Source organism: Microbulbifer mixtoriginis (SeqCode) (assembly GCF_052466765.1).
Window position 1 is genome coordinate 4,410,494 of record NZ_CP174289.1, and the last position, 12,345, is coordinate 4,422,838.

Annotated in this window: 10 protein-coding genes; 6 read left to right on the top strand and 4 right to left on the bottom strand. The window is 47.3% G+C overall.

The features are described from left to right. Positions 1 to 195: 195 nt before the first annotated feature. Positions 196 to 1,314: a hypothetical protein gene (locus ACJJIV_RS19075; protein ID WP_444889980.1), complete on the top strand. Its 1,119-nt coding sequence runs from the start codon at positions 196 to 198 to the stop codon at positions 1,312 to 1,314. A gap of 216 nt (positions 1,315 to 1,530) precedes the next feature. Here the strand turns inward: ACJJIV_RS19075 and ACJJIV_RS19080 are convergent, their stop codons facing one another. After that, positions 1,531 to 2,277, bottom strand: a complete 747-nt coding sequence (locus tag ACJJIV_RS19080; protein WP_444886542.1) for a sulfite exporter TauE/SafE family protein — start codon at positions 2,275 to 2,277, stop codon at positions 1,531 to 1,533. Positions 2,278 to 2,491: 214 nt separating this feature from the next. Here ACJJIV_RS19080 and ACJJIV_RS19085 point away from each other — a divergent pair, with 214 nt between their 5' ends. After that, on the top strand, positions 2,492 to 3,871 hold the full coding sequence (locus ACJJIV_RS19085; protein ID WP_444889981.1) for an MFS transporter: 1,380 nt from the start codon (positions 2,492 to 2,494) through the stop codon (positions 3,869 to 3,871). A 477-nt stretch (positions 3,872 to 4,348) separates the two neighbouring features. Further along, complete coding sequence (locus tag ACJJIV_RS19090) at positions 4,349 to 5,743, top strand: MFS transporter (protein WP_444889982.1); 1,395 nt, start codon at positions 4,349 to 4,351, stop codon at positions 5,741 to 5,743. A gap of 35 nt (positions 5,744 to 5,778) precedes the next feature. Here ACJJIV_RS19090 and ACJJIV_RS19095 read toward each other — a convergent pair whose 3' ends face one another. Continuing rightward, positions 5,779 to 6,633 carry a hypothetical protein gene (locus tag ACJJIV_RS19095; protein WP_444889983.1) on the bottom strand — a complete coding sequence of 285 codons (855 nt, stop codon included), beginning with the start codon at positions 6,631 to 6,633 and terminating at the stop codon, positions 5,779 to 5,781. Between the two features lie 276 nt (positions 6,634 to 6,909). Beyond that, positions 6,910 to 9,525: a bifunctional aconitate hydratase 2/2-methylisocitrate dehydratase gene (gene acnB, locus ACJJIV_RS19100; RefSeq protein ID WP_444889984.1), complete on the bottom strand. Its 2,616-nt coding sequence runs from the start codon at positions 9,523 to 9,525 to the stop codon at positions 6,910 to 6,912. 306 nt (positions 9,526 to 9,831) lie between these two features. On the opposite strand from acnB, the gene ACJJIV_RS19105 reads away from it, so the two are divergent. The 3 genes from ACJJIV_RS19105 (at position 9,832) to ACJJIV_RS19115 (ending at position 11,312) form a co-directional block, all read left to right on the top strand. After that, on the top strand, positions 9,832 to 10,287 hold the full coding sequence (locus tag ACJJIV_RS19105) for a DUF1289 domain-containing protein (RefSeq protein WP_444889985.1): 456 nt from the start codon (positions 9,832 to 9,834) through the stop codon (positions 10,285 to 10,287). 210 nt (positions 10,288 to 10,497) lie between these two features. Then, a complete protein-coding gene (locus ACJJIV_RS19110; protein WP_444891731.1) occupies positions 10,498 to 10,968 on the top strand; it encodes a diacylglycerol kinase family protein in 471 nt (156 codons plus the stop codon). Continuing rightward, a complete protein-coding gene (locus ACJJIV_RS19115) occupies positions 10,890 to 11,312 on the top strand; it encodes a hypothetical protein (protein WP_444889986.1) in 423 nt (140 codons plus the stop codon). Before ACJJIV_RS19110 ends, ACJJIV_RS19115 begins: the two co-directional genes overlap by 79 nt. On the opposite strand, the gene ACJJIV_RS19120 is transcribed toward ACJJIV_RS19115, so the two are convergent. After that, positions 11,309 to 12,244, bottom strand: coding sequence for a hypothetical protein (locus ACJJIV_RS19120; RefSeq protein ID WP_252082119.1), 936 nt, complete (start codon positions 12,242 to 12,244; stop codon positions 11,309 to 11,311). The genes ACJJIV_RS19115 and ACJJIV_RS19120 overlap by 4 nt on opposite strands. Positions 12,245 to 12,345 lie beyond the last annotated feature (101 nt).

The window sequence follows — 12,345 nt, forward strand, 5'->3', positions numbered from 1 at the left end:
CAGGCAAGATGACACTCCCTGATAATGGTCTAGATGGTGTTGGGTGAAATCCATATTTACACCTTCAAAGTTATTTAAGTGATATAGTGATTCTGAGTAATCTTATTCTGACTCTTGTCGCCGTTTACCTTAAGGTATCCATTTTTTACTCTCCAGATATAAACTGTGAATAAACGTTTCAATTGGGGTCGATACATGAGTAGTCGCTCAATTTTATGCTATTTGACTCTTTATAATGTCATTTATTTAGTATTTGGCTTATTGGTACCTTTAAAGGTTGATTCTGCGACACTGGCTCAGCCCTGCTTTTCAAGGCCTAATCCGTTCTGGCAGGAATCTAGTGCCATAAAAGGCAGTTGCGTTATTGATTCTAGATGTTATGTCATTAATTTATTTGTTGGGAACTCAACGAAAAATAAAAATTGGTTGCCTGTTGGAATTGAGTCCCATCAGTATGTATCAAATCAGGCTTCCAATAACGATCGGTCATCATTCCTCTCTGAGAAGATCGAGGGCTTTGATGAGTTATATGCAAAAGCTCCCGCAGCGAAGAAAGAAATTGACCTCCTAGCTGATAAAATAGCGGCTATGAATGAGGGGAGTGTTGCTAAAGTGCCGATAAAGTCATTAGAGAGATCTAAGGAAAAAGTTATTAATGATTACGGCGGCGACCCAACTCGAATCAAGGATCTTGCAAGGAATACCATTGTGGTACCGCAGGATAAAATCCCTATAGTGGTTGGAATGCTTAGGGCAAAAGGAGCAATGGTAAAAGTTATCGATGGATCTGTGGATCCGTTAGGTTATAGCGGAGTAAACTCTAAAATTAAAACGAGTAGTGGTTTGGTTGCAGAAATACAAGTGAACTCCCCTGAGATGATATATGCAAAAGAATCTCCTGAGTCTGCAATAGCTTTACTGGGTAAGGACGCATATGCATCTATTGCAAGTAGAGCCACAATTGAAGGTGGAAAAGGACATGAGTTATACGAGAAATGGCGCTCTTTGAAAGAAGATGATCCACGAAGAAAGAAGATTGAAGTTGAAAGTAAAAATTACTATACGTCTTTGAGGTCTGAGCTGATGCCGATTAAAACAGGTGAATATTTAAATCTAAGGCATATTTTTATTGACTATCCTTTTGAGTCAGTCATGTTTAGGAGGGATCATCATACTAAAAATATATACAGAAAATTTTATGGTGAAGAGGAAGGTCAAACTCCAATTCCCAATAATAATCGACTGTTTAATGATGCTCTCCGGTATGGGCAAGAAATATCTCAGGAAGAATACCTTAAAGGGAAAGAAAATTAGGGTTAATGTCTAATTATGAGTATATCCAAAGAGTTAAAGATAATAGCCTCTTGGTCTTTATGGTGGTGTGGGGCTTATAAGATGTTTTGAATTTTTTATGGCTGGGTTTGTTGAAGGGGGTGTTCTTTTGTGTCAGATGAAATCATAAGATCTTAAGGTTTTTAAAGGCTTCAACATTGAATTGTTGCTTGTCAGTTTTAATTGTAATTTTGTGGATCATGAAACTGCCTCCCATAGCTGCACGCTAACTCGAAAAATTAAAATCAACCCAGATACAAACATGATCGAAAGTGCGTAGCTGTTGAATTTTTGTATGCTTATTATCTTTAGGAAATGTTTTGCTATAAACATGCCTGTCATAATTCCCAGTCCAATGGTCAAGCCGTAAGTGATTAATTCAGTGTTAAGTGCGCCAAAATGGAAGTAAGCGACAAGTTTCGTCGAGTGCATCATTAAAGAGCTTACCCCCCTGGTTGCGACTAGCTCCTCTTTGTTAAGTCCGTAATTTAAGAAAAAAGGATTTTGTACGGGGCCTACAGCGCCAATAATTGAAGAGAAGAGTGTGGTGACAAAGCCGAGCATGGGAAAGTACGGCAGGTACATAACAAATGAACGTTTCTTATGCCCGAATCCAAACTGAAATATGGTCGAAACTAAGAATAAGCCGACAGTAAACTCTATTAATAGCGGGTGCATCTGGGTATAAACGTAGGCGCCAATAATTGCTCCAGGTATGATGCCTGGGATTAGCCATAATGCCACCTTCCAATCTATGTGCTTCCAAAATAAATACACGCCGAATGGAGATGCAATCGCATTTCCTGTTGTTAATACCGGGGCGACTAAATGGGGGCCAACTAGAAATCCTACTAGGGGGACCAGCAGCAGTGCGCCACCACCTGCAGCCATAATAGAAATGTAGCCAGTAACCAGGCCGAGAATTAGAAGGAGGGTAATGATCATGTGTCAGCGGATTTTCGTGCCTACAATAGGGATTTTTATTTCTTAAAGGTAAGCATAAAAATATTTTAAGGCTAGTGGTTGTGGTAAAGGATATCTATTTTTGATGAGGTCGAATTATATGAAAATATCTACAGTTTCCTCACATTATTTCACGTCAAATCTGTCTTGTTAGGCTGGTAAATAATAGAATGTTATCACTCAATAGTTTTTTATGATGGCAGATAAAAGTACGCTCACATCACTTCACTATTGGGGCTTATCTGTTCTCTCTCTTGCCGTCTTCTTGGTTGCAGGGGACTTTACAGCTTTCTCTCCTGCGTTGCCGGCGATTGCTGCCAATTTTTCCTCAAATTTTACTTCAGTCCACTGGGTAATAAATGCTTACTCTCTTACTTATGGAGTGATCATTGTGACTGGTGGTCGACTGGCAGATGTTTACGGCCGTAGGCGCTTATTTATATTTGGCGTTATTGTCTTTGCGTTGTCCTCGCTTGTGGGTGGTTTGGCACAAGATCTATGGGTCCTTCTCTTATGTCGGGCATTAATGGGGTTTGCTGGAGCGTTGATCTGGTCCGCGATTCTTGGGATGGCTTATAACCTGTTACCTCCAGAGAGAGCCGGTTTGGCGGGAGGGTTAATACTGGCTGCCCTTGGTTTGTCGACATCCCTAGGGCCCGTATTGGGTGGTTTTTTTAGTGAATACCTAACCTGGAGGTGGGTCCTTTTTGTCAACATACCATTAGCATTTATAATAATTTTTTTGTGTTGTAGGAAGTACCCAGCTGATGAAGTAGTGAGAATTAAGGAGGATGTTGATTATCTGGGTGCATTATTGCTTTCAGTGTCACTATTTTGTTTCTTGCTGGCTATGGAAGTGCTGGCTCAAAAGCATGCTTTTGGATTATTTTCCACTTTATTGTTGTGTTCTTCAATGGTATTTCTTGTGGGGTTTGGTTGTAGAGAGATCAGTAAGGGATCTGCTGCGCTAATACCCGTTGAGTTGATAAAAGATACCAGTTTTCTATCTATAGTGTTTAGTGTTTTGTTGGTTGCAACAGCCTTCTTTGCTGTCCTTGTTTATATACCTCTACTTTTTATTAAGGTTCATAAATATAGTGCCCTTATGGCAGGGGCTGCACTTTTGCCAATGATGATAAGCTCCAGTATTTTTTCTTTTATATCTGGATTGATACACGAAAAGTGTGGTGCAAGGCTGTTAATTTGTAGCGGAGCCCTTGGCATGAGTGTCGGGCTCTATTGGCTGTCAGTACTCAATGAAACCACAAGTTATGTTTTTTTTATCCCTGGGTTGGCATTGGTCGGGGCAAGTTTAGGAGTCTATTCACCAGCCGCGGTTACTGCTGCCGTTGCTTTGGTTGATCCCAGTAAGTCAAGTCTCGTGGGGGGGATTGTTTATATGTTCCGTTTTTTGGGTGGTGCGCTTGCTCTTGGGTTCAACGCAATAATCCTAGCCTATTATGATGATATTGCTGAAGGTGTCTACAGGATTTTTGAGGTGGATGCTTTTATAACTTTTCTTGGTTTTTTATTGCCGCTTTATTTTTTGAGGGGTGTTGATGCACGTTTTTCTTGAGGTTCGTTTTGACGCTTTATATATCTTGTCTGCTGGGTAAAATTTTAAGATCAATTTTGATTATCTGTTTGCGGAGCAATTCAATTTAACAGTGCTTTGCAGGGTGTGAGATCTTACTCTTTTTACCGAATGGAAGATTGAAGGCTTTGTGTTTGGGTAAACATCAGCTTCTTTTTCAGTATTTTTCTATTGTGCTTGGCTAATGAATGATTCACTTCATGATTTACAGTTGTGGAAGGGGACTAAGGATTATTTTTAAGTGATGGTCACTAATGAATGCTCTAATGAAATAGTGAGATGGGGATGCTATTTTAGTGTGATTTTTGACTTGACAGGTAAAATTTAACGACTTATAGAAAGGGCTTTAATAATGCTTGGAGTGCAAAGTAGCGGAGTTTTAAAGTTGCTGTATTTGTTGGGGGGCAGAAAATGGAGTAGTCGATAAAACGTGTTTTATGGCTAGGTGAGTAAAAAATAATGAATTTAAAGGGGTTAACGGTTTCCGAAGCCCGCAGTTTGGGGCTGGCGGCGTTAATTTTCTCTATTTTCCTTATTGGGTATGACTATACGGCCTTTTCTGTTGCTCTACCTGCGATCCAAAAAACCTTTAATATCGATCTTACTACAACAATGTGGCTGGTTAATGCTTATGCCTTGGCTTTTGGTGTTTCTGTAATATCGTGTGGGCGTTTAGCCGATATGCTGGGTAGGCGCCGAACTTTCTTCATAGGCGCCTCACTTTTTTCGATGTTCTCATTGCTGGGGGGCTTTTCCATTAACATCTGGATGTTGATGGGGTGCCGCGTAATGTTAAGTATTGGTGGTGCTTTGATGTGGCCCGCCGTGATTGGAATGACATACCACCTTTTGGATAGTAAACGCGCAGGAGTGGCTGGTGGGTTATTAATGCTTGGATGTGCTGTCGCTAACGCACTTGGTCCAATTATTGGCGGTATTGTGACTGATTCTTTAGGCTGGCGGTGGATTCTCTTTCTTAATCTCCCGATAACTTTGGTAGCAATGTTGGTTTGTTGGCGACTGATTGGTAGTGACTTGCCTGAGGCTCCCTCTGAGCGTGTGGACTTAATGGGGCTACTCTTCCTCTCATTGGCATTACTTGCGCTATTGGTTGGATTGGACCTGTCGGTAGATATGGGATTTACTGACTATAGAGCCATACTTTTATTTTTGGCGTTTGCGATTTTCTTTACAGTTTTTATCTTTTTGGATTACCACTCCTCAGAAGAGCCGCTAATTCCCATCGATGTGGTGAAGAATAAGAAGTTCTTAGCGGAGGGAGTGGCGACCCTTCTGGTCTCTGTGGCATTTATTGCTGCACTTATGTTTATCCCCCAATTTCTAAGCAAGGTTTGGAGTTTTTCTGCAATCCAATGTGGTATTGCATTGCTCCCCATGATGCTTGCTTTTGGTGCCACCTCTTTTCTGGCTGGACATCTCTATGGGCGGTATGGGGCCAAGCGCCTTTCCAGTCTAGGGGCCTTATTTATGTGGGCCGGTATGTTGGTTCTTTCGAGGCTTAGTGCTCAAATTGATCCAACTACTTTTGTCCCGGGCCTGATATTGATGGGGGTTGGTATGGGCTTGTTCTACCCAACTGTGACGACGGCAGCGATATTGATCCTTCGTTTCAACCGTGCAAGCCTCGCAGCAGCCATTATTTATATGTTTCAGATTATTGGTGGTGCTATTGGCCTGGGCTTGAATACGACAATCGTTGCACTGGCTCCAGATCTAGCAACAGGTATGAGTAGGGCCTTTTTGATGAATGCACACTTGGCTTTGTTGGGTGTGGTGGTGAGTGTGTTTTTTATTAATGGAAGGAAGCGAATTGTAGGGAATGGTTGCTGTTGAAATAGGAGCTTTTATATTTTATTCGGTGATTACTTCTAAGTATTCCTCTGAGTTTTTTTTGAGTAGATTGGCCCAAAATTATCAAGAAACCTATTGTAAAGTTCTATATCATACTCGCAAAGCTTTTCAATTTTCTTCAATGTCCCCGTTTCGGATTTTATCTGTTGAGCAAGTTCACTGTTTGGGCTTATGTTTATTTGGGGTATGTTTAAATTGACTTTAAAGTCTTCGCTGACCTGGTTTGCCAGCAGGTGTAAGTGTTTGGTTGTGCCAACAATTGAAAATTGTTGCAGGTTGGAAAGTGCTTGTTCGATGTAGTCTGCAGGGCTTGGATTACGGGTTAGGCTTAAATTTGAGAAATAGTAGAGAAAGGTTTGGCCGGCAACAATTCCTTTGTTAGATTGGATGTATTTATTTAAGGGGAGTGTGTTTTTAGACCATTTACTTTCTTTGAAGCTGTTGTAAACATAGAGTGATATCCATCTTTCGATAGGGTCCCTTAATACTGTTAAGAAATTCCATTCGTGATAGAAGTTTCTTATCAGGTTGGGGCGGCAGAAGCAGTGCCCCCGGCCAAAAAAGTTTGATTTAATGGATAGATTGTAAGCAAGTACAGTCTCTCTTACAGACATCATTGAGGTTTCTAATATGTCGGCTGCATATTTACTTTCCTGCAGTTTGATATCGAACTCTCCCAGTCTATGGGGAGTATAAATATCCTTTTTAAGAGATAAGTAAACTGATGAGCCTGCGCATTTAGGGACATGGCTGAAATAGATTTTGGGGGGGGGAGGGTAATTCTGGGGGAGTATTTGGCTATGTGAAACTTTTCCGTCTGAAATATCCTCAGTAGAGGGAGTAAAGGTCAATTTTCGTAAGAGCTTTTTCATTTGAATTTTTGTAATGATAATGAAAAATCTACTTGATAGAGATTGAGTAATAAGTTGTTTGTACTACCTAATATTCGCAGGTTATGCCATAACGGAAGTGCATTAAAGCTAGTTTGCTTTTTAACTTTTGTAAATATAGTTTTTAAGGGGAATAAGACTTATATCCATCACAAACTTAATTTGGCGCGAATTGCCTTTAAAGTTTATATACAATTTTGTGTGAAATAAAAAAGCCCCGCCAAATGGCGGGGCTTTTTAGTGAGATAGGGCGGTTAGTTATACACTAACTTCCTGGATCTCAGTCGCGGCGATGCGCTTGCCTTCTTCGGCAGACTTCTGGAAGTCTTCAATCTGATCGAAGTTCAGGTAGCGGTAGATCTCGCTGGACATGGAATCCAGGTTCTGTGCGTATTCCTGGTACTCAGCCGGAGTCGGCAGTTTACCCAGGATGGCACCTACAGAAGCCAGCTCAGCGGAGGTCAGGTACACGTTGGCACCATCGCCCAGACGGTTGGGGAAGTTACGGGTAGAGGTGGACAGTACGGTGCTGTTCGGAGCCACACGCGCCTGGTTACCCATACACAGGGAGCATCCGGGCATTTCGGTGCGGGCACCGGCAGAGCCGTAGATGTTGTAGTAACCCTCTTCCATCAACTGGTGCTCGTCCATCTTGGTGGGCGGGGAGATCCACATGCGTGTGGAGATGCCACCTTTGTGTTCTTGCAGCAGTTTACCGGCAGCGCGGAAGTGGCCGATGTTGGTCATACAGGAGCCGATAAACACTTCGTCTACCTTATCGCCAGCAACGTCGGACAGCAGGCGAGCGTCGTCCGGATCGTTAGGAGCACAGACGATCGGCTCTTTGATCTCGGCCAGGTCGATCTCGATGACTTCCAGGTACTCGGCGTCGGCGTCCGCTTCCATCAGTTTCGGATTGGCCAGCCACTCTTCCATAGCGCGCGCGCGGCGCTCCAGGGTGCGCTTGGAGCCGTAACCTTCAGCGATCATCCAGCGCAGCAGAGTTACGTTGGAGCGCAGGTACTCGGCCATGGTGTCTTCGGACAGCTTAATGGTACAGCCAGCAGCGGAGCGCTCGGCGGAGGCGTCGGACAGCTCGAATGCCTGCTCTACAGTCAGGTCTTCCAGGCCTTCGATCTCGAGGATGCGGCCGGAGAAGATGTTCTTCTTGCCTTTCTTCTCAACGGTCAGCAGGCCCTGCTTGATGGCGTAGAGAGGAATGGCGTGAACCAGGTCGCGCAGGGTGATGCCAGGCTGCATTTTGCCTTTGAAGCGCACCAGTACGGACTCAGGCATGTCCAGCGGCATAACGCCGGTAGCGGCGGCGAAAGCTACAAGGCCGGAACCTGCAGGGAAGGAGATGCCCATGGGGAAACGGGTGTGGGAGTCACCACCGGTACCTACGGTGTCTGGCAGCAGCATGCGGTTCAGCCAGCTGTGGATGATGCCGTCAGCCGGGCGAAGGGAAACACCGCCACGGTTCATGATGAAGTCCGGCAGGGTGTGCTGGGTGTCGATATCGACGGGCTTGGGGTAGGCCGCAGTGTGACAGAAGGACTGCATTACCAGGTCGGCGGAGAAGCCGAGGCAGGCCAGGTCTTTCAGTTCGTCACGGGTCATGGGGCCAGTGGTGTCCTGGGAGCCCACAGTGGTCATTTTCGGCTCGCAGTAGGTGCCCGGGCGGATACCTTCAACGCCACAAGCTTTACCAACCATCTTCTGCGCCAGAGTGTAACCCTTGCCGGTGTCGGCAGGTTGCTCAGGCTTGCGGAACAGCTCGGAAGGCGCCAGGCCCAGGGCTTCACGGGCTTTGCCGGTCAGGCCGCGACCGATGATCAGGTTGATACGACCGCCAGCCTGAACTTCGTCCAGCAGTACGTCGGACTTCAGTTGGAATTCAGACAGGACTTTGCCGTCTTCGGCCAGGATCTTGCCGTCGTAAGGGCGGATCTCGATCACGTCGCCCATACCCAGTTCGTCAACCGGGGCTTCGAATACCAGTGCGCCGGCATCTTCCATGGTGTTGTAGAAGATCGGAGCAACTTTACCGCCGATACAAATACCGCCACCCTTCTTGTTGGGCACGCCAGGCATTTCTTCACCGAAGTACCATAGCACGGAGTTGGTGGCGGACTTACGGGAAGAACCGGTACCGACTACGTCGCCAACGAAAGCAACGGGCAGGCCCTTGGCTTTAACTTCTTCGATCTGCTTCAGCGGACCGGTAACGCCTGCTTCTTCTGGCTCCAGACCATCGCGCTTCATTTTGTACATGGCCAGCGCGTGCAGGGGGATGTCCGGACGAGACCAGGCATCCGGTGCCGGAGACAGGTCGTCAGTGTTGGTTTCGCCAGTTACCTTGAATACGGCAACTTTGATGCTTTCGGGCACTTTGTTGCGCTTGGTGAACCACTCGGCGTCTGCCCAGGATTGCATTACCGCTTTGGCGAATTCGTTGCCGGCTTTGGCTTTCTCTTCCACATCGTGGAAGGCGTCAAACATCAGCAGAGTGCCTTTCAGCTGCTCGGCAGCCAGTTCGGCCAGATCTTTGTCGTCCAGCAGCTCGACCAGGGTGGAGATGTTGTAGCCGCCCAGCATTTGGCCCAGCAGCTCTACAGCGTGTTTGCGGTCGATCAGCGGGGAGTCCGCGTCGCCCTTGATAATGGCGGACAGGAAGCCGGCTTTAACGTAAGCGGCTTCGTCAACACCGGGGGGTACACGGTGGGTTAGCAGGTCAACTAATTCCTGCTCTTCGCCTTTTGGCGGATTTTTCAGCAGCTCAACCAGGCCAGCGACTTGCTCTGCGTCGAGTGGCTTCGGTGGGATGCCTTGTTCGGCGCGTTCTGCGACGTGTTTACGATAGGCTTCAAGCACGGATAAGTCCCTCTTGGTGTGTGGGGTGGCACCAACAGCGGGTGGAATTCCCGATCTTTGTACTGTTGTCGGGATTTTTTTTTCGAGGCCGCTGAAGGCGGGGTGGCGAATACTACAGCAAAGCCCTACAGCTGTTAAGTTTATCGAAAAATCAATAATTTAAGTGAATTTCGACTATTCGCAGAGCAAATTTTACTGTGCCCGCTGCAGTGGCCTCACCTCTTTTCTTAGTGGCCGAAACAAAATAGTCTACGCGCAATTTTAATCCAGGCCCGCGTTGCCTGATCGGCTAAATCTGGTTAATTGATGTATAAAAAAGTCCGTACACCTTGCATTGGTGTCTGTTCAACGGGAATAGGTGATGATGTCTGTCGTGGGTGCAAGCGTTTTGCCCACGAGGTGATCGACTGGAATGCTTATACCGAAGAGCAGCGCCGTATTATTGCCTCCAGGCGGGAGGGCTATCTAGCCAATGCTGTACGCAGCCAGCTGGAAATCATTGATGAGTCGTTGCTGCTTTCCCAGTTGCGCCATCAACAAATTCGCTTTGATGAAAGCCAAAGTGCCTACTGCTGGGTTTTTGAGCTGCTGCGCGCCGGTGCCAGCCAGATTGGCGATCTGGGTGCTTACGGCCTGCGCCCGACCGCTCAGGCCAGGGGAGTGAGCCTGGTGGAAATTCGCCGGCGCATCGATGAAGATTTTTATGCGTTGTCCGTGGCCTACTATCAGCGCTTTATCGCCCCTGGTTTGATACAAGACTGACTTACAGCCTCAGCTTATTCTTACGTGCCTGGGCTACTGTATTTCCCGAGGCGGCTTACCCCTTTAGAATTGATGTTCATCTTTCCGGTAATGGAGAACCGGCTATCAGCTCAGCTCACAAAAATCCGCGTAGAGTACTTCTCGTGGTTAATCCAAAAAGCCGGAATGGTGCCGAGGCGCATATCGACAGCGTCCTAGCGCGCTGACGGAATAGAGGTTGAAGTCTTGCACTCCGAGGGTCCAGAGAAGACCGAGGCTGCGATCCGGCAGAGTCAAAAGAACCTTGACCTTGTGGTAGTCGGTGGCGGAGATGGCACCACCAGCTCCACCGCTCGGGTATTGAAAGAGTGCCAACTGGCCCTGGCAATTCTACCGATGGGTACCGCGAATGACTTGGCGCGCTCCCTTGGCATTGTCGACCTGGAGCAGGCTTTTGATGTCATTATCGGCAACCATCGCCAGCTAATCGACCTCGGCGTTGTCAGTGGTCACTATTTTTTCAATGTGGCCAATATGGGGCTTGGGGTAAAAGTGACTGAAGCACAAGACTCCGAGCTTAAAAAGCTCTGGGGGGTTCTAAGTTATCTGAGAGCCTTCTTTTTATGCTTATTAGCCGTAGCGAGGAGGATTACCGTGCAGCGGCCGGGCAACTTGAAGAAAAGTCGGCAGCTAATTTCTTAAACACAATTACCAAACGCCGGCAGGTGCTTGCGGACGAGTTAGAGCGGGCAATTCGTGCCGAAGATAGTTTACCCTCTGAGCCGGATAGGGACCTCAAGGCTGGTGAACAGCTGCTACAGAGCTTTGCGCCCCGACTGGCTGAGGACAAAACCAAAGAGATTTTCAAAAAGCGCCAAGACGCCGATCGTGGGCTACTTGCGCGTCTTAACGATGATGAGTTGAGTGCTCTTGATAAATCCCACAAGGCCTTAAAGAAGCCTGCCGGATTCAACTCGAAGAAACATTGGCGGAGCTGGCTCAAAGGCTCCGGTAGCCCTTTGGGCGTTCCGGTTAACCGGCGCTAGCGTTGCTGTCGCAAGAAGACACGCAGGGCAGGTAGGAATGGCTCTGTGGAAATAGCCAGGTCCCTTCTTTGTCGGCGCCGGCTAACACTGGGTTGATGATCGACCCGAGTAAATTCAGGCAATCGCCCGGCTTCATTCGCAGCCACTAGTATCGGCATGGAGGAGTAACCCACTTGTCGATACTGGTCTTCCCCTCCAGCTTCCTGTGCGAAGAAAATTTCGGCGACCTGTAGATTGGGGCGGCTCTGCACCTGTACCTGGCGCAGGTCCTCCTGTTGGCTTTTGTGCAGGCCGGCAAGCAGTTGCCGTTGGTATTGGATGCCGGGATCTGCACCGGTTGGGTCCATCTGGACCAACTTTTTTTCACACCACTGCACTGTGACTTTGCGAATGGACTTGCGCGCCTTTATCCAGGAGAGTGTGATGGCATCCGGATGCTGCTCGCAGAGTAAAACCAGACGGTAGCACTGGCGCAGGTGCGCGCGGGGGTAGCCCGCTTGCGCCAGTACCTCGCGTACGTTGCGGTCTCGCTCTGCCATGGGCCGCTCTGCTAAGGCTGATCGGTACTCGGCGATAGCATTGGCAAAGGCCTCTTTGTCGCTGTTGAGTTGTTTTGCCAGTGCCAGAGTCTTGTCTGGAACCGCCAATAGACCCGGGATTTGCAGGGTTGCACGGGCATCGCCTCCGGTTCCTAGAGGTTCGGCATAATCCAGCTGGTTATACAGGGCGCCAGCAAGAGAAAAGGGCCGCTCAAAGCTTTCTTGCAAGGATTGGGCTGCTTCCAAGGCAAAAGGTGGCTGCAGCAGATAGTGTTGCCAGGGCTTACCGGCAGTTTGAAGTTGTTCAAGAGAGTCGCGTAATTCTGCTGCGCTGCTGTGGATCTGCTCCAGTAAGGGGGGGATGCTGAGTGCCAATTGCCGATGGTCTTTCATCGCCGAGTTCCACTATCCAAAAGATCAATATTTTAATGCACTTAATAAACCGTTAACAAATTTCTATTTGGACTGTTTAAAACTGGGGGGTGCCTGGCGGG

Coding starts and splice junctions, on each gene's coding strand:
- ACJJIV_RS19075 (WP_444889980.1), top strand. CDS start 196: ATGAGTAGTCGCTCAATTTTATGCTATTTGACTCTTTATAATGTCATT.
- ACJJIV_RS19080 (WP_444886542.1), bottom strand. CDS start 2,277: ATGATCATTACCCTCCTTCTAATTCTCGGCCTGGTTACTGGCTACATT.
- ACJJIV_RS19085 (WP_444889981.1), top strand. CDS start 2,492: ATGGCAGATAAAAGTACGCTCACATCACTTCACTATTGGGGCTTATCT.
- ACJJIV_RS19090 (WP_444889982.1), top strand. CDS start 4,349: ATGAATTTAAAGGGGTTAACGGTTTCCGAAGCCCGCAGTTTGGGGCTG.
- ACJJIV_RS19095 (WP_444889983.1), bottom strand. CDS start 6,633: ATGAAAAAGCTCTTACGAAAATTGACCTTTACTCCCTCTACTGAGGAT.
- ACJJIV_RS19105 (WP_444889985.1), top strand. CDS start 9,832: ATGTATAAAAAAGTCCGTACACCTTGCATTGGTGTCTGTTCAACGGGA.
- ACJJIV_RS19115 (WP_444889986.1), top strand. CDS start 10,890: ATGCTTATTAGCCGTAGCGAGGAGGATTACCGTGCAGCGGCCGGGCAA.
- ACJJIV_RS19120 (WP_252082119.1), bottom strand. CDS start 12,244: ATGAAAGACCATCGGCAATTGGCACTCAGCATCCCCCCCTTACTGGAG.